Consider the following 18,796-nt stretch of genomic DNA (forward strand, 5'->3'; position numbering starts at 1 on the left):
CTGCAAATTCGACCGCTTGTTTTTTGTTTATATCCGTACTATTTTGAGTATTCTCTAGGATTTAGGCTTATACTTCAAAATAGATCGAATAATGCTTCTGACAGTTGCTATTGAATTGTGCTTGGCAATAGGGGCAATGTGTAACCTGCATATATTGCTGAATGGTCAAAGTTTGTTGGCAATGACCACATAAAATTGCTTGCTTATCAAATTCAGTTGCTTGCCAACGTTCAATAGCGTGTGTTTCACAGGCTTGATGGCATTGATAACACGGGTAAAACTTATCACAACATTTGAACTTAATGGCGATAATATCCAGCACGGAATGATAATGTTGACAGCGTGTCTGATTATCTACCGTTAAGCCGTAAACCTTAAACATAAACTAGATCCCTTTCCCATTAAACCAATTCACATAATTGAACTGATCATAGTATTTTTGACCGTTCCAACCGGAAAACTCAAATAAATCACCGACTTGTGTTTGATTTTCAAAGCCTTTGATATAAAACGCAGATTTTAACTCTGAATAGGGTTTATGGGTAAAGACTACTTTATTTTCAAACGGCAAGCGGTCAAATTCTTGCAAATCTTGGTAAGTACAACCGTCACGGTCGGTCATCATCACAAACAGGTTATCTAAATTGATGCGTTTGGTTCGCTCAACCCATTTACTGGTCGCTTCTTGTTCGGAATGATAGTGCATAAAATGAATAGTAAGATCCTCTAATTTACCCACTGGATAGGGCTTATCTGATGCCGTAAAGCTCAGCTCCGCTTGCATATAGTATGGCATATTCTTGAGATATTTCAGAAAGTCACTCGGTGAGAGATAGAGATTGACGAACGGTGAACGAAATTGTTCGTTTAAATCGTGGAGGATAAATGCCCCATTACAGTTAATCGATAATACTGACATGGTATGATTCTGTAATTGTTGGCGATTTTGGCTATTAATCGTATTACGTAGAAATTTATTTAATGCTTTTTTTACGAGTTTTAACATCATAAGTTCTCAGATTAGCAAAGGAGTATGGAATATTTTATAAGAAATTTAATTTCTAACAAATACGACATTTAAATGAGGATTAAATTCTGATTTAATTTTATGATTGTATAAAATATGATTCGCTTGAAAAAGGCTTATTTTTCATTTAGATAGCTCGCAACCGTTTGCTTGAGCGTTATTTGAGAAACAGATCACAAACTTACGAAAAAGATGAAAGAAATCATTTTTATTTATGTTATTTTCAGCTAGGCTATATATGTTTTTATTGGTTATTTTTAGTTTAAGGAATTGCTATGAGTACAATTTTTACTATCGCACAAAACTGGTTGGCACAAGATCCAGATCAAGAAACTCGTGCTGAACTAACTCAACTTATTGAAGCGGCACAAGCAAATGATGAAAAAGCATTAGCAGAGTTAACGGCACGTTTTGACGGACGTTTACAATTCGGTACGGCAGGTTTACGTGGTCGCCTACAAGCCGGTTCGATGGGGATGAACCGTGTATTAGTAGCACAAGTCGCTGGCGGTTTAGCGGATTACTTGAAAGGCTATGATAAAGAACCTTCAATCGTAATTGGTTATGACGGCCGTAAAAATTCAGATGTGTTTGCACGTGATACGGCAGAAATTATGGCAGGTGCAGGTATTAAAGCATATTTGTTACCACGTAAGTTACCTACGCCGGTGCTTGCGTATGCTATTCAATATTTTGATACGACAGCAGGTGTAATGGTAACTGCAAGCCATAACCCACCGGAAGATAACGGTTATAAGGTGTATTTAGGTAAAGCAAACGGCGGTGGTCAAATTGTGTCACCGGCAGATAAAGATATTGCGGCGTTAATTGATAAAGTTGCGGCAGGTAATATTGCAGATTTACCACGTAGCCAAGATTTCACCGTATTAGACGATGAAATTGTGAATGCGTATATTGCAAAAACCGCCGCATTAGCCAAAGAGCCAGCAAGAGAGATTAACTATGTTTATACCGCAATGCACGGTGTCGGTTATGAAGTGTTAAGCAAAACGTTGGAAAAAGCCGGTTTACCGCAACCGCATTTAGTTACAGAACAAATTCAACCGGACGGTTCTTTCCCAACCGTGAATTTCCCAAATCCGGAAGAAAAAGGTGCATTAGATTTAGCAATTAAATTAGCGAAAGAGAAAAATGCAGAATTTATTATTGCAAACGACCCTGATGCAGACCGTTTAGCAGTCGCAATGCCGGATGTACAAGGTAATTGGAAAGGCTTACACGGTAACGTTGTAGGTCGCTTATTAGGTTGGTATTTAGCTAAACAGTATCACGCACAAGGTAAACAAGGCGTATTAGCTTGTTCATTAGTGTCTTCACCAGCATTGGCTGAAATTGCGAAAAAATACGGTTTACAATCAGAAGAAACCTTAACTGGCTTTAAATATATCGGTAAAGTAGATGGCTTATTATTCGGTTTTGAAGAAGCGTTAGGTTACCTAGTTGATCCGGATAAAGTGCGTGATAAAGACGGTATTTCAGCGACCGTTGTGTTCTTAGACTTTATCCGTAACTTAAAAGCACAGGGCAAAACGTTACAGGATGTAATCAATGATTTCAACAATGAATTTGGGGCTTATGTAAGCGGTCAAATTTCAATTCGTGTTAGCGATTTATCTGAAATCGGTAAATTAATGACAGCATTACGTAACAATCCACCAAGTGAAATCGGTGGTTTCAGCGTAGCTCAATTAATTGACCATACGAAAACAGATCGTCAAAGTGACATTCTTGTATTCGTATTAGAAAACGGCGACCGTTTAATTACTCGTCCGTCAGGTACAGAACCGAAAATTAAGTTCTACTTAGATGCAAAAGGTAAAGATGCGGCAGATGCAGATAAAGTATTAAGCCAATTTGATGCAAGCGTACGTGAATTATTACGCCAAGAACAATACGGCAAACAAGATTGCTAATCGTCTAAAATAAGCTAAAAATCAGCACCTCAATGTTAGTTAAACGCTAATATTGAGGTGTTTTTTGTATTACGGAAAGTACGATTATTTTTCCCAAATTGTTTTCTGAGCAAACAAAACTTTATTAGAAGTATGTTTGATCATCTCAAAGCGGAGTACCCATACATCACTAGGCTTTAATCTGGCAATCGGATGACGCTGATAATAAATATGTAATGCCTTTTCCTTTTCTAGCTCGTTTTCTAAGCAATAGGCTTTTGCGGAAAACTGAATACCCTCAATATCACTTAACGTTTCGGTTTGCGTACTGATTGTACCGACAATATGGGGATTTTGTTGCATAAGTCGCGAATGACGAGTTTTCTTACTGGAGAGAATAATCAGTTGATTATTCGCAATATCAAACGCATAGAAGCAATTTGCCACCCAGAAATCTTCATGAGTATGGGTAGCAAAGCTGACAATATGATGTGATTGAATAAAATCAATAATATGTGACGGGATAGCAGACATAGTGTTACTCAATATGCAATTTAGGCAATAAACCTTTCCCAAAGATACGAGAATGGCATCACAAAAATGAGTGCTGGTAGCATGTTGGCAACAGCAAAATGTTTGATACCGCAGATACGTAAGCCGGTTGCAAGCATAATAAAGCCGCCGGCAGTTGAGAAGTCTGCTAACATATTGGGGGTAGTAAGCGGCATAATTAAGCTAGCCAATAGAGCTAAACTGACTTGTACTAGGATCAGCGGTACAGCAATGCTAGAAACGGCATAGCCTAAAGTCGCGGCAAAAATGCCGGCGGTAAAGAAGTCTAAAATTGCTTTAATAAATAATACGGATGGATCACCGGTCATCCCTTCTTTCATCGATCCAAATACGCCCATACCGCTAGCACAGAATAAGATTAAAATTGCGACAAATTGGTTTAAAAATTCTTGATGAGAAACACCAGAGGGTGGGAAAATTTTATCTACAGTATGACGCATTCTACCGGCAAGATTACCAATGCCTTTCTCCAAATAGATTAACTCGCCAATAATCGTGCCGACAATTAACGCTAATACCACGGCAGACATATTTTTTGCACCGATAATCAGCATAATTCCCAAACCCATTGAGCAAAGACCAAATAACGGTGGCAAATTACTTTTTACGCGTTCCGGCAATTTTGCACCTAAAAATGCACCAATAAACCCTCCGATTAATACGGCAGCACCATTGACATAAGGACCGACAAGCATTTTTACTCCTGATTATTTACTTCGCCCCAGCGAGGCATTGGAAAATCAAAATCAAATAGATCCAACGCTTTGGAAACACTATGCGTGACCATTTCATCTATCGTTGTTGGATTTTGATAAAATGCAGGTACGGGCGGAAAAATAATGCCGCCCATTTCTGTGACACGACGCATATTATCAATATGAGCTAAGTTAAACGGCGTTTCTCGTACCATTAGCACCAATTTACGGCGTTCTTTTAATACGACATCTGCCGCTCGAGTTAAAAGATTATCGCTAAAGCCAAGCGCAATCGCTGAAAGTGTACGAATAGAACAGGGTGCGACCAACATCCCAAGCGTTTTAAAAGATCCGCTGGCAATGCTTGCACCGACATTATGAATAGAGTGTACTTGTGAAGCTAAATCCAACAGCTGTTCTCGCTCAATCTTCGTTTCTAAAGAACGGGTCATTTCCGCCCCTTTAGTGAGGACTAAATGGGTTTCCACATCAAGCGATTTAAGTAATTCAAGTGCTTTATAGCCGTATTGAAAGCCACTTGCACCACTAATACCAATAATAATTCGTTGTTTCATAAGTAACTAAAAAAGCGGTCGAATTTTGCAAAAAAATTGCAAATTTTGACCGCTTATAAGATTAGCGCAAGGTCGCTACCAGCATGGTTAACATAAAACTTATCACGGCTAAGATAAAGTTCTTAAGCGAGAACGGTTGGGATTTTTTAAATGCTTTCGCACTGAATACGATATAAAGCACTAAAAACGCAATCTTAGGGATAAGCCACTGCATTTCATTTAGGGCATAGATACCGTTTGAAAGCAAAATCACGAGTAGAATGATGCCTGAAACAAGTAATAGCGTATCAATGAGGTGCGGAGCAATACGTAAAATTTTATATTGACGCCAGTCCACCATTTTTGACGCGAGTACGCCACGTGTCAGTAACAAGATCAAGCTGATATAGGCAAAGCCTACATGGGCTAACACTAATTGAGGAAAAAATTCCATAATCACTCCTAGATTAAATAAAAAAATAAGCGGTCAAAATTACCAATTATTCTGCAATTTCAGTTTTTAAATATTGGAAAATCTCACGATAGTTTTTAGCCGGTTTATTCGCTTCACGCTCTTTTTGTGCACCACGAATCAAGTTACGTAAATGCTGGCGATCTAATTGCGGATATTCATCCAGTAAATGATTTAAAGAGGCATCACCCATATTAACCAGCTGATCACGCACCAATTCTAATTTATGCAATAATGCTTGTTGCTGGTTGTGGCGATTTTTCACTTTATCCAATGCGTCTTGAATCGGCTCTGGGTCACGATTACGCAATAATTTACCGATAAACTGAATTTGACGGCGAGCTTCAAGTTTAAAACCTTGTGCTTGACGAATCGCGTCTTTTAAATCGTCATCAAGTGGAATTTTTTCGAGATTTTGTGGGGTTAATTCAATTAATTCTGCACCGAGTTTTTTTAAATGTTCTGAATCTCGTTTAATTTCACTTTTACTTACCCAGATGATTTCTTCTTCCTCATCTGTCCAATCAATTTCATTTTTGCTACGTTTTTTAGCCATTGTTATTCCTTCAATCGTAAAAATTGCCGTATTCTAACAGAAATTTAAGGTAGAATATACGCATCGTACTTCTAATTTCAGTTATCAATTTAAGTTAAAAATTATGTCACTAATAACAAAACAAGATCTTCAAAAACAAGAACAGGAACTTCGCCAAGCGGTGGAGTTTGCCCTTAATTTTGCAAAAAAAGCCGGTGCGGAAGCGGAAGTTGGCGTAACAAAAGTTGCTGGGCTTTCGGTTTCAACCCGTTTAGAGCAAACGGAAAATATTGAATTTAATAATGATGGTTCGCTTGGGATTTCGGTATATGTCGGCAAGCGTAAAGGTAATGCGTCAACCTCAGATTTACAACCGCAATCGATTCAACGTGCGGTCGAATCTGCACTGGCGATTGCCAAATATACCTCGGAAGATGAATGTGCCGGTTTAGCTGATAAAGAGATGATGGCATTTGATGTACCGGATTTAGAACTTTATCATCAAGCGGATATATCGGTAGAGCAAGCGGTTGAATTAGCCTTAGAAGCGGAACATCACGCGTTAAATGCAGATGAGAAAATCGTAAATAGTGAAGGGGCAACCTTTAATTCTCATAGCGGTGTACGTGTGTATGGTAATACACACGGTATGCTACAAAGCTATCTATCAAGCCGTTATTCGCTTTCTTGTAGTGTGATTTCTGCTTACGAAGATCAATTAGAGCGTGATTATGAATACACGATTTCACGTGAATTTGACAAATTACAATCGCCGGAATGGGTCGGTCGTCAGGCGCGTTTAAAGCGGCGGATCGCTTAAATCCACAAAAGATCAAAACCTGTGAAGTACCGGTGATTTTCTATAACGATGTGGCAACCGGTTTAATTGGACATTTAGCCGGTGCAATCAGCGGTGGGGCTTTATACCGTAAATCAAGTTTCTTGCTAGATAAGTTAGACACACAAGTTTTACCAAACTGGTTTGAAATTTCCGAACGCCCGCATTTATTGCGTCAATTAGCTTCATCTGCTTTTGATAGTGAAGGTGTGATTACCCAAGATAGAGAAATTATTACTGACGGCGTATTGCAAACGTATCTGATGACCAGCTATTCAGCACGTAAAATGGGCTTAAAAACGACAGGACACGCAGGTGGTATTCATAACTGGTTAGTTAAACCAAACCGAACAGGTGGTTTAGACACGCTGTTAAAAGAGATGGGAACCGGTTTATTAGTGACTGAATTTTTAGGTTCGGCAATTAATGCAGTGACCGGCGAGTATTCACGCGGTGCGACAGGTTTTTGGGTCGAAAACGGTGAGATTCAGTATCCTGTAGCGGAGATTACCATTGCTGGTCAGTTACAAGAAATGTATAAAAATCTGGTTGCGGTGGCTGACGATATTGAATATCGTTCAAATATTCAGACCGGCTCAATTTTATTGGATAAGATGAAAATTTCCGGTGAGTAAAAATTTATCTAATTGAGAGTGATTCTTATTGACATTAATTTGTGTGTTACTTAAAATGAACCACGTTACATTTTAGGGTAATGTAATGTTGCTAAAGAACTTTATCGTCATCTTAGGTAATTTAGCAATTAGGGTAAAAGTAAATTCGTTAGGTTATATAGCCGGTCTGAGAAGATCGGCTATTTTTTAGAGAATATACATGGAATATAAAAAAACGGACGCTATATCTGCGTCCCTTTTTTATAGATAGCGTGAATTATTCTTCGCCTAATTCACCCATTGCGGTAATGCTGAAACCTGCATCAACGTGTAATACTTCACCGGTTACACCTGAAGCTAAGTCTGAACATAAGAATGCTTTGCTGAGTTACCTACATCATCAATTGTTACGGTACGGCGTAACGTCGCAGTTTTCTCGAATGCAGAAAGCATTTTTTTGAAGTTTTTGATACCTGATCTTGCAAGTGTACGGATTGGACCTGCTGAGATTGCATTGACACGGATACCGTCTTTACCTAAATCCGCCGCCATAACACGTGTTGCCGCTTCTAATGATGCTTTTGCTAAACACATTACGTTGTAGTTAGGAATCGCACGTTCCGCACCTAGGTAGCTTAAGGTTAAAAGTGCTCGCATTTTCGTTTAAGTATGGACGCGCCGCTTGTGCCATTGCGACGAAGCTGTATGCACTAATATCGTGTGCGATACGGTAGCCTTCACGGGTTCTTGCGTTTACATAGTCACCGTCTAATTGATCGCCCGGTGCGAATGCGATTGCGTGTACGAAACCGTCAAATTTTTCCCATTTTTTGCTTAATTCGGTAAAGCAGTTTTGGATTGATTCGTCTGTTGCTACATCTAATGGTAATACGATGTCTGAACCAAATTCTTTTGCAAACTCTTCAACACGCGGTTGTAATTTATCATTTAAATAAGTGAATGCGAGTTCTGCACCCTGTGCTTTCATTGCTTTTGCAATGCCGTATGCGATAGAACGGTTACTTGCAAGACCCGTTACTAAAATGCGTTTACCTGTTAAAAAGCTCATGCTGGATTCCTTTTGAACATTATTGAAGCGTGGATTACGCTTACTTCATATAAAATAAAGGGCGTATGCGATACGCCCCTACGAGATTTTGCAAATTATACCGAAAAAACGACCGCTTACGCAAATTTCCCTAAGTGATCAGGCTTGGCAAGCGGTCTGATCCGAGCAGTTTCTTGTAAAAATTTTCACAAATTTGACCGCTTCACTTATTTTATTGCCACCATTGAACCGAAGTTGAAACATTGAAACCAAAGTTCGATTTGTGAAAAACCGGCTTGTTTTAAGCGATCTTTATGGGTTTCAATACTGTCGGTTAACATCACGTTTTCAAGAGCGGTACGTTTTTGGCTGACTTCAAGTTCGCTGTAACCGTTGGCACGTTTAAAGGTGTGATGTAGGTCAATGAGTAATTCATTCATGGTTTCATTGGCAAAAGTAAATTTTTCAGATAACACTAAAATCCCGTTGGGGTTTAAGCCTTGATAAATTTTAGTCAGCAATTCAAGACGATCCGCACGCGGTAAGAATTGCAAGGTGAAGTTTAGTACCACCATCGAAGCGTTTTTGATCTCAATATGGCGAATATCGTCACAAAGGATCTCCACAGGTACATCAGAGTGATAAGCATTGATATGCGAGCGGCAGCTGTTCCACCATTGGTTGCGAATTATCCACGCCGATAATTTTCACTTGATTGGTTTGCAGATTACGGCGAATCGATAAAATCCCCGCACCACGGGAACAACCTAAATCATAAACTTGTGATCCTTCGGTCACGAAACGTTGAGCTAACATACCAATTGCCGTAATAATATTCGAATAGCCCGGTACAGAACGTTGGATCATATCGGGAAACACTTCGGCAACTGATTCATCAAAGGTAAAATCACCAAGTTTTTCAATTGGTGCGGAAAAAATCGTATCTTTACTCATAATCTTATTATTCCTTGTCTAAAAATTTTTGAATGGCACGAGCAACTGTTTCCGGTTTTTCGGCGTGTACCCAATGTTGTGCATTGGCAACGACAAATGATTTTGCTTGTGGAAATTGCTTCAGAATCGTGTCGGTATCTTTTGCTTGAATATAATCGGAGGCACCGCCTTTAATAAATAAAGTCGGTTTATCGAAAAGGACTTCGTGCCAGCCCATCAAATTTTCATAGTTGGCTTTAATTGCCGTTAAATTAAAGCGGAAATAATCCGGTTTTTGCGGATCGAACGCTTTTAACATAAATTGTTGTTCGCCTTCGTCCTTCACATATTGTGCCAATACAGTTTTTGCTTGTTGGCGTGTTGCAGGTTGAGCCGCTTTCACAGCAAATAAACCAGCAAAATTATTGTCATGACGGTGGGTTGGATTGGCGGTCGGTGCAATATCAATCACGACTAATTTATCGATCAGAGCAGGTGCGATATCGGCCAAAGTCATTGCAGTTTTGCCGCCCATTGAATGACCGATCACAATATTGTTCTCTAAACCTAAATGCTGTAACAATACTTGTAGGTCTTGTGCCATTAAGCGGTAATTCATTTCATCGGCATGAAAAGATTGACCATGATTGCGTAAATCCACACGTAAGATATTAAATTGCTCGCTAAACTGACGGGCGATAATGCCGAGATTATTCATATCACCGAATAAGCCGTGTAAAAAAACCATGGTTTGTGCATTGGCATTTTCGGTCGCTGGCTGGAATTGATAATTAAGATAAGTATTTTCTGTCATAAGTTGTTATTTTTTATTCAGTTATTTAATGAAGATCCTATAAAAAGATCTTGAATCTGTATTATAATGCCTAGAATTTTTTTCTAACAAGCAAATCAAAGTAAAAAAACAAGAGGATAGGATGAAAACGATTGAAATCGATGATGAATTATATCATTACATTGCAAGTAGAACCCAAGCAATTGGCGAAAGTGCGTCAGATATTTTACGTCGTCTGTTGCGTTTACCTTCATCGCCACAACCTTTTGTGTTGGTGCAACAAAACACGATTGATGAATTGAAAGAATTGGCACAAACAAAGGCAAAAGTTAAGAAAGAAGATTTAACCGTAAACACCGTACATAAACTGGAAAAAACGCTAAAATCAGATTCATTTATTAATGAAAGTAAAAATGTTATGCGTTTTTTAATGTTGCTTTCTGTTTTACATCAGGCTGATTCCAAGGGATTTGCTCAAGCCACTGAAATTGTTACCGGTACGGAGCGTACTTATTTTGCAACCAGTGAAGCGGCATTATTAAGTCACGGAAGTAGTGTAAAAGCAAAACAAATTCCTGACTCGCCGTTTTGGGTCGTCACGAATAATAATACGGCACGTAAAGGTCTGATTCTGACCGCGGTGATGGAATCCATGTCATTACCTAAACACCTTATTGAACGTGTTCGTGCTTTATTCGCTTAATTGACTACTATGACAGACTTTTCCCTTTTTCCAATCGTTTATTGGGCGAAACATTCTCAAACGCGTCAAGCTATTATATGGGAAAAGGGAAATACAGCTTATTTTCCTTTTCTCTCTCACTCTCTCACTTGGGGCGAACTACATCAGTTAGTCGCCCAAACAGCACAATTATTAATTTCACTTGATACAAAATCAGATGGCATAATAGCTTACTCAGGTTCTCATCGTTTAATCGGTTTGTTGTACTATTGTGCAACTATTGCAATGGGAAAACGGATTTTAATGTTGAATCCTGCACTCAGCGATAGTCAACGCCAAACTATTCTGGCAACTTATCAAATTGAGATTTTGATTACCGATCAGCATTTTGTAAATTTTCAACAAAATCAGACCGCTTATCCGCTCTCAAATTGGGATATGACTTGTCCGGCAACGTTCACCTTAACTTCCGGTTCGTCCGGTATACCGAAAGCGGTAGTGCATTCCGCACAAAATCATTTAGAAAATGCGGAAGGCGTATGTGAATTAATGCAATTTAGTCAAACTGATTCTTGGTTACTCAGTTTGCCGTTATTTCATGTGTCCGGTCAGGGAATCGTATGGCGATGGTTGCTCCAAGGTGCAACGTTAGTCATTAATGAACAGAAAGATCAATTATTTAGGTGTTTGGATCAAGTTTCACACGCTTCGTTAGTGCCAACCCAATTACAGCGTTATCTACAAAATAAAACCGAGAAAATCACTAAGACTAAAAAATTTTTATTAGGCGGTACGGCGATTCCTAAAGCATTAGTCGCACAGGCACAACAGCAAGGCATTATTTGTTACTCCGGTTATGGGATGACGGAAATGGCATCAACCATTTGTGCCGTAGAAAATGAATTGGATAATGTTGGTTATCCGCTAAAAGGGCGAGAAGTTAAAATAGTTCACGATGAAATTTGGGTTCAAGGGAGTGGACTCGCACTCGGTTATTTGCAAAATAATGGTGAAATTCGACCGCTAGTAAATGCTGAAGGCTGGCTTCCAACCAAAGATCGTGGCGAATGGAACGCCGCTGGTAAATTAGTCGTGAAAGGTCGGTTGGATAATATGTTTATTTCCGGCGGAGAAAATATTCAGCCGGAGGATGTTGAAAAGGTTATCTATCAATCTGGATTAGTGAATCAAGTATTTGTTTTACCGGTAGAAGATCAAGAATTTGGGCAAAGACCGGTTGCAATCATACAGTTTACCCAACAGGATTTTGTAAAAAATTGTGAAAAGTTAACCGCTTGGCTTAGCGATAAGCTCGAAAAATTTAAACAACCTATCGCTTATTATCCGTTAGAGTTGGTTCAGCCTCCGCAACAGGGCGGAATAAAAATTTCACGTGTACAACTGAAAAACGCATTAATGCAATTATTAGGAAAAAATCATGCTTAAACATCTGCTTAGTCCCTTATTCTTCAGCTTAACACTAATGTTAAGTAGCCATACTATTTGGGCGGTGGAATTACCAACGGAAAAAACGATCCAAACCCAAATTGATGAAGCAAAAAAACTCGAACAGAATGATACAACGAAGACACTTATTCAGCACCTTGAGAATACGCAAGCCTTACTGATGCAAATTAGTAAGCAAAAAGCGGATAATGCTGAGTTAGAAAAAACCATTCAAAGTTCTCAGCATGATCTGAAAGTGAGCCAAGCAAATGTAGAGAAACTTAAAAGTAGTGAGATAAGTGTTCCTTCATTAGATGTACTGGTAAAACGCTCTATGAGTGACTTACAGAAGGATCTTGCAACAGTACAAGCAGGAAATGAAACGATTCAGCAAGATTTGACTGCAATTAATGCTAAGTTAGTCACGCAAAGCTCGGCACCGGATAAAGCTCAAACCACGTTGACGGCAAATGCGACTCGTAAGCAAGAAATTAATACGCTTTTAGGTAATGCTAATATTTCCGATGCAGAAAAAACTAAATTAGAAACGGAATTAGCATTACTGGATTTACAAAATGACTATAACCAATCTTTACTGCATGGTAGTGATGATTTAACAGCACTCTATAATAGTCAATTAGAAGAGAAAAAATTAGCACAGCAAAATTTACAGACTGAGCTGAGCAACTTACAAAATGCAATTAATACGAAATTAGTTGAAGAGTCAAAAAATAAAGTTGCCCAAGCAAGACAATCCCAGCAAAAAAATTCAAATGTAGATACGAATCCGTTGATTGTAAAACAATTAGATCTAAACACGCGTATTAGTGAGGAATTGTTGAAACAAACAACAGAACTTACACAATTATCCCAAGATAATTTGCGGATTAAAGGCGTATTAGATAATTTGCAACAAACGCAACGTAATATTGAAGAACAGATCAGTTCTTTACAAGGTACATTGGTACTTTCTCGTATTATTAATAAGCAAAGACAATCATTACCGCAAGATCAGATGGTAAAAGGTCTGTCTAAGCAAATTGCAGATTTACGGGTAAAAGTCTTTGATATTACTGAATTTAAAGACAGTATTTCTGATCCGAATACGTATATCGCAAAATTGGAAAAAGATGAGAAAACCAGTTTTACAGAGAAGGAAAAACAGCAGTTAACCAATATTGTTACCGAACGTTCTAAAATCTTAGCGGAGATGATTAAGTTATTGAATAATCAACTTAATTTATCCATTAATATCGAGTTAAATCAACAACAGGTTCAGACTATTAGCGATACGCTACAGAAAAAATTAGAACAACAAAGTTTCTGGGTAAAAAGTAATAGCTCGATAGATGAAGATTGGTTTAAGAATTTTCTGCCGTTAGCTGGTTTTCAGTTAAGCAATTTAGCCAAAAAATTCGATTTCTCAAATTGGAAAGATAATATCGTGCCGGCAAGTATTTTAGAGATTTTGCTCGCACTCGGTATTTTCATTATTTCTCGCCAGAAAGAAAAAATTAAACAACGCTTAACTAAAATTAATAATAGTATGAAGACCGTTGCAACGGATAGTCAATGGAATACGCCGTTTGCAATTTTTTGGACATTAGTTTTGTGTTTACCAAGCACCTTTACTTTCTTAATGGTTTTCATCTTGGTGACTTATATTTGTTTCCAAGATCCGACGGAAGTCTGGCCTTGGGGATTAAAAATGTCCGGATATTGGCTTTATTTTGCGTTTATGGTCGCAATGTTGCGTCCGAACGGTATTGGTTACCGCCACTTTAATATGCCACAAAAAAGTAATGCGGTTTTCCATGGGATTTTAAAGCGTTCAGTATGGGTAATCGGTTTAATGCTGAATACCGCAGTATTTAGTAATGTAACGGAAATGGGGATTGCTTATGATGTGATAGGGCAAGTCTTTACGATCGTAGTGTTGATCAGTATTATTTTTATTGTCGCACCGGGATTTAGACAGGCAATTTCAACCTATCAAAATGTAACAAATAAAGATGCAGAAAGTCCTCGCAACTTCTTACTGAATATCGCTCGTTTAGTGTTATTACTTGCTCCGATTGCGTTAGTGACACTGATCGCATTAGGTTATTACTATACTTCTTTAATTATTATTGAACATTTAGTATCAACTTATTTTGCTGTTATCACTTGGATTATTTTACGTAATGTCTTTTATCGCACATTTAATATCGCTTCCCGACGTTTAGCCTTCCGCCGCTTACAAGAAAAACGCGAACAGGCATTAGCTAAGGTAACGCACTCTGAGCAAGTTGCGACTCAATCGGAAGACGATATTCCGTTTGATTTGCGTGATGATACTTTGGCGGTTAGTGAGATTAAAGATCAGATGTTAAAACTGATTGACCTTTCGCTTTGGGCAGTATTATTCGCTCTGTTATATTGGGTATGGTCAGATTTAATCACAGTTGCTTATTATCTGAATGGTGTAACGCTTTGGCAACAAGCGACCGAAACTGCACAGGGTGTCGTGATGGAATCCATCACCTTGCTGAATTTATTGGTTGCATTCGGGATTATCTTTGTTACGTATGTGTTAATTCGTAACTTAAGTGGTTTATTAGAAGCATTAGTGTTTTCTAATTTAAAACTCTCTCAAGGCACACCATATACGGTGACAACATTATTGACTTATTTGTTAGTCGTATTAGGAGCAACTTTTGCTTTTGCGACCTTGGGAATGTCTTGGTCTAAATTACAGTGGTTATTTACTGCATTATCGGTCGGTTTAGGCTTTGGTATGCAGGAGATTTTTGCGAACTTTGTTTCCGGTATCATTATCTTATTTGAACGTCCGGTACGTATTGGCGATATGATTACTATCGGCACGTTTAATGGTACAGTTTCAAAAATTCGTATTCGTGCGACTACATTAATTGATAATGATAAGAAAGAAGTAATTGTGCCGAATAAAGCCTTTATTACTGAGCGAATCGTTAACTGGGCATTGACATCTTCAATGACTCGCTTAGTGGTGAGTGTTGGTGTTGCTTACGGTTCGGATCTTGAATTAGTAAAACGCCTCTTACTACAAGCGGCAGAAGAGAATACCAGCGTATTGAAAGATCCGGCTCCGGTCGTATATTTTCTGACCTTTGGTGCGAGTACGTTAGATCATGAATTACGTGTACACGTAGGGCAGATTTTAGACAGAACACGAACGATTGATGAGTTAAATAGACGTATTAATCAATTGTTCACCGAACATAATATAGAAATAGCCTTTAACCAGTTAGATGTCTTTATTAAAAATCAGGCAACTAATGAAGAGGTTAAATGGTCAACGGAAAAGTTTAACGAAAAATAAGGATAATAGGTTTGCCTATGATGTTAAAAAAAGCGTGGCAGTTAATATTATTTTTTGCATTCTTCTCGAATATCGGTTGGGCGGAAACCTCACAGGAACAAGTAGTCGGAGAAAGTGTACGTAATCAAATCAGTGCATTTAAATCCGGTACGCTTGATAGTGGCAGTAATATTGATTCGCAAACGCCTAGCCTAACATTGCAATTTATCGAGCAAACGCAAAAACAGAAAAACGATATCGAAGCATTGGAGCGTCAGCTTCAATTGCTTCCTCAAGCATTATCTGAGATTGAAAGCCATATCAAAGATTATAAAGAGGCAACCGATTCGCTTAAGCATAGTGAATTTAATGCGTTTTCTTTGGATGAATTAGCTCAAAAACAAACTGAATTTCAGACTCAGCTACAATCCGTACAGGTCACATTAAGTGAATTGGACAGTAAAGTTGCTAATAACCGTAATGTACTGGTTAATCACCAAAAAATTACCGATCAAAATGTGGACCGAGTACAAGAGATCTCTCGTCTGAAATCGAATAATCAACTCAGCCAAGCGATGCTGGAGAGATTGAATGCTGAGCTTGATTATATTGATGCGAATAATAAATTTAATGCATTATTAGTGAGTAGTGCAGAAAAACTAATTGAGCTAGATGAAAGCAAGAGAAGTGAAGCGACGGCTAAACAACAGCTATTACAAAAGCAACTGGCAGTCTTGCAGGAAGTCTTAAATGCAAAGCGTTTGAAACTGTCTGAGCAAAAAGCACAACAGGTTGAGAACCAGCAAGTTACGAATGAGATTCAAAATTTCTTAATTCAAGATGAGTTGGAGCATAATCGTGAATTAAGTCAATTTTTAGTGCAACAAACACAATCTTTAAATACGCTCTCGCAAGATGATCTACGAACTAAAAATGTGTTGGAAGGCTTAACGCAAGCACAGCGTAATATTGAAGAACAGATCAGTGTTCTGCAAGGTACGCTTGTGCTTTCTAAAGTCATTAATCAGCAGATGCAAGCATTGCCAACCGCAAAATTAAATAAAGATCTGGCAACCTCTATTGCTAATGTGCGTGTGCATATTTTTGAATATTCTCAACAACGTGATCAGCTATATACACTGGATGAGTATGTCAAAAATCTTACCCACTCTTTGGAAGAACCGCTTACTCAGGAAGAAAATCAAGCATTAAATAAATTATTGAAAGAGCGTCAAAAACTGTTAGACGATATTATTAAATCGCTTAATAGTCAGCTCAATGTATCGATTAATATTGAAAATAATCAGAAACAAATTGATGCTATCAGTAGCACGTTACAACGCCAACTACAGCAACAAAGTTTTTGGGTTAATAGTAATAATCCAATGGGCTTTGATTGGGTTAAAGCATTTCCAAAACTGGCGTTTTCTGAAATCGCAGAATTAACGAAATATGTCAGTTTTAGTAATGTCAGCAAAAATCTTCTACCGACTGCATTATTTACCGGTTTCTTTTTATTGATTTCCTTATTATTAAATTGGAAAAAACAAGCGATAAAAGACCGCTTGTCTAAGATTGCAAGCCAAGTAAATACTTTAAAGAATGATAGCCATTGGTATTCGCCGGAAGCGATGTTTTGGACGCTATTATTAGCCTTACCAAGTACATTAATGTTTTTTACCGCCTATAACTTAGTCGCATTCTTATTCTTTAATAACCCGATTGCCGCGTGGCAATGGGGGGTAAAATTAACGATCTACTGGTGGTTTTTTGCTACGGTACTTTCTTTGTTACGTCCGAACGGTCTGGCTTATCGTCACTTTGGCATGCCACAGGAAAGTAATCGGATTTTCCAGCGTATTATTAAACAATCGATCTGGATTATCGGCTTGCTCTTAATTTCGTCAATCCCATCACAGATTGAAACTATCGGTTATCCGAATGATGTTATCGGACAAGTGATGTCGATTGTTGCACTTGCTTTATGTCTTTTGGTAGTACGTCCGTTATTGGATCGAGGCATTACTGAATATCAGAATGCGAAAACTGAAGACGGCACAATTCGCAATGTCAGTTTATTTAAGTTATTGCGTTTAGTGCTGATTGTTGTACCAATCTCATTAATTGTATTAATTATATTCGGCTATTACTATACGGCGATTTATTTGATTACCCATTTATTGAATAGCTACTTTGTGATTCTTATCTGGGTATTTGGTCGTTATTTTGCTTATCGAGCGGTGACGATTTCGGCTCGCCGTTTAGCCTATCGCCGTTTGCAGGAAAAACGCCAGAAAATTCGGGAACAAGCTACGGATCATTCGCATAAAGAGGATCATAAGAAAGAAGAGGAATCGATAAAACTTTCTGTCGTTAACCAACAAATTTTCCGTATTACAGATTTAATCGGCTGGGTGGTGTTATTTGGCTTACTTTATGTCGTGTGGTCCGATTTAATCAGTATTGCTTATTACTTGGACGGTGTGATTTTATTTGAGAGTAATGACGGCGAGAAGGTTGAAGCGATTACCTTATTGAATCTGATGAGAGCCTTTTTATATGTGGTCGTGACCTATGCTTTGGTCAAAAATATTGCCGGTATTTTAGAGGTTGTTCTCTTTTCACGTATAAAATTCTCGAAAGGGACACCGCAAACGCTGATTACAATGTTTATTTATATCATTGTGGTAATCGGCGGAGTATCTGCCTTTTCTGCATTGGGGATTTCTTGGACGAAAATTCAATGGATTTTCACTGCATTATCTGTGGGTCTAGGTTTCGGGGTACGTGAAATTTTCGGCAGTGTGGTTTCCGGATCGATATTATTATTTGAACGCCCAATTCGTGTTGGGGACAAAGTAACGGTCGGACAGCATACCGGTTTTATTACTAAAATCCGTTTACGTTCAACGACATTACTTAATTCGGATAATATGGAAGTGGTATTACCGAACCAAGCATTTGTCACCGATCGTTTTATTAACTGGACATTAAATAATACGATTACCCGTTTGCAGTTCTTTTTGAATGTACACTTAGACGACAATCTGCAAAAAGCAAGGGAATTGATCTTGCAAGCAATTGCAGAAGCCCCTAAAGTAGTAGCGGAGCCGAAACCGGCAATCAATATTTTACGGTTTCATGATAATGCACTAGAGCATGAAATTGAAGTGTTTGTCGGCGAATTAGGCGATCGTTCGGAAACATTAACTTTCTTACATTATCGGATTACCGAATTATTAAAACAACATCACATTCGATTCGCTTTCAAACAGTTAGATGTCAATATGCATACAGCAATAGAAGCACAACAAGCGGTCAAATTGAGTGAAAATTTAGCAAAATAAGAAG

At 38.3% G+C, this 18,796-nt stretch carries 13 protein-coding genes and 3 pseudogenes; 6 read left to right on the forward strand and 10 right to left on the reverse strand.

Features of this window, described 5'->3' with window-relative positions:
- Positions 1-67: 67 nt before the first annotated feature.
- Both NYR89_RS03175 and NYR89_RS03180 read right to left on the reverse strand, forming a co-directional pair.
- Positions 68-382, reverse strand: a complete 315-nt coding sequence (locus NYR89_RS03175) for a CHY zinc finger protein (protein ID WP_279446304.1) — start codon at positions 380-382, stop codon at positions 68-70.
- Positions 383-385: 3 nt separating this feature from the next.
- On the reverse strand, positions 386-1,006 hold the full coding sequence (locus NYR89_RS03180) for a DUF1919 domain-containing protein (protein ID WP_279446632.1): 621 nt from the start codon (positions 1,004-1,006) through the stop codon (positions 386-388).
- Positions 1,007-1,302: 296 nt separating this feature from the next.
- On the opposite strand from NYR89_RS03180, the gene NYR89_RS03185 reads away from it, so the two are divergent.
- Positions 1,303-2,961 (forward strand): phospho-sugar mutase, encoded by a 1,659-nt coding sequence (locus tag NYR89_RS03185; protein ID WP_279446305.1) that lies wholly within the window; start codon positions 1,303-1,305, stop codon positions 2,959-2,961.
- Between the two features lie 84 nt (positions 2,962-3,045).
- Here the strand turns inward: NYR89_RS03185 and NYR89_RS03190 are convergent, their stop codons facing one another.
- From NYR89_RS03190 to yjgA, 5 genes are all read right to left on the reverse strand, one after another.
- Entirely contained in the window at positions 3,046-3,474 is a 429-nt protein-coding gene (locus NYR89_RS03190; protein ID WP_279446306.1) for a hypothetical protein, read from the reverse strand.
- Between the two features lie 20 nt (positions 3,475-3,494).
- The gene (locus NYR89_RS03195; protein ID WP_279446307.1) at positions 3,495-4,208 is read right to left on the reverse strand and encodes a DUF554 domain-containing protein; all 714 of its coding nucleotides are present in this window, start codon (positions 4,206-4,208) and stop codon (positions 3,495-3,497) included.
- A gap of 2 nt (positions 4,209-4,210) precedes the next feature.
- Entirely contained in the window at positions 4,211-4,783 is a 573-nt protein-coding gene (locus tag NYR89_RS03200) for a UbiX family flavin prenyltransferase (protein WP_279446308.1), read from the reverse strand.
- A 61-nt stretch (positions 4,784-4,844) separates the two neighbouring features.
- On the reverse strand, positions 4,845-5,216 hold the full coding sequence (locus tag NYR89_RS03205) for a SirB2 family protein (protein WP_039196726.1): 372 nt from the start codon (positions 5,214-5,216) through the stop codon (positions 4,845-4,847).
- 46 nt (positions 5,217-5,262) lie between these two features.
- Positions 5,263-5,790, reverse strand: coding sequence for a ribosome biogenesis factor YjgA (gene yjgA, locus NYR89_RS03210; RefSeq protein WP_279446310.1), 528 nt, complete (start codon positions 5,788-5,790; stop codon positions 5,263-5,265).
- 103 nt (positions 5,791-5,893) lie between these two features.
- On the opposite strand from yjgA, the pseudogene pmbA reads away from it, so the two are divergent.
- A pseudogene (gene pmbA / locus NYR89_RS03215) lies at positions 5,894-7,242 on the forward strand (metalloprotease PmbA).
- Positions 7,243-7,498: 256 nt separating this feature from the next.
- On the opposite strand, the pseudogene NYR89_RS03220 reads toward pmbA, so the two are convergent.
- The 3 genes and pseudogenes from NYR89_RS03220 to NYR89_RS03230 all read right to left on the reverse strand — a co-directional run bounded on the left by NYR89_RS03220 (position 7,499) and on the right by NYR89_RS03230 (position 10,016).
- Positions 7,499-8,290: pseudogene (locus NYR89_RS03220) on the reverse strand (enoyl-ACP reductase FabI).
- 206 nt (positions 8,291-8,496) lie between these two features.
- Positions 8,497-9,223: pseudogene (cmoA, locus tag NYR89_RS03225) on the reverse strand (carboxy-S-adenosyl-L-methionine synthase CmoA).
- Between the two features lie 7 nt (positions 9,224-9,230).
- Positions 9,231-10,016, reverse strand: coding sequence for an alpha/beta fold hydrolase (locus NYR89_RS03230; protein WP_279446311.1), 786 nt, complete (start codon positions 10,014-10,016; stop codon positions 9,231-9,233).
- A gap of 121 nt (positions 10,017-10,137) precedes the next feature.
- Between NYR89_RS03230 and seqA the strand changes: the two genes are divergently transcribed.
- From seqA to mscK (NYR89_RS03250), 4 genes are read left to right on the forward strand one after another with little or no spacing between them, the layout of a single operon-like run.
- Positions 10,138-10,698, forward strand: a complete 561-nt coding sequence (gene seqA, locus NYR89_RS03235) for a replication initiation negative regulator SeqA (RefSeq protein WP_279446312.1) — start codon at positions 10,138-10,140, stop codon at positions 10,696-10,698.
- A 9-nt stretch (positions 10,699-10,707) separates the two neighbouring features.
- Positions 10,708-12,123: an o-succinylbenzoate--CoA ligase gene (gene menE, locus NYR89_RS03240; RefSeq protein ID WP_279446313.1), complete on the forward strand. Its 1,416-nt coding sequence runs from the start codon at positions 10,708-10,710 to the stop codon at positions 12,121-12,123.
- Positions 12,116-15,466 carry a mechanosensitive channel MscK gene (mscK, locus tag NYR89_RS03245; RefSeq protein WP_279446314.1) on the forward strand — a complete coding sequence of 1,117 codons (3,351 nt, stop codon included), beginning with the start codon at positions 12,116-12,118 and terminating at the stop codon, positions 15,464-15,466. Before menE ends, mscK (NYR89_RS03245) begins: the two co-directional genes overlap by 8 nt.
- Before the next feature lie 17 nt (positions 15,467-15,483).
- Positions 15,484-18,792: a mechanosensitive channel MscK gene (mscK, locus tag NYR89_RS03250; protein ID WP_279446316.1), complete on the forward strand. Its 3,309-nt coding sequence runs from the start codon at positions 15,484-15,486 to the stop codon at positions 18,790-18,792.
- Positions 18,793-18,796 lie beyond the last annotated feature (4 nt).

The organism is Actinobacillus arthritidis, from assembly GCF_029774155.1.
Taxonomy (GTDB): Bacteria; Pseudomonadota; Gammaproteobacteria; order Enterobacterales; family Pasteurellaceae; genus Actinobacillus; species Actinobacillus arthritidis.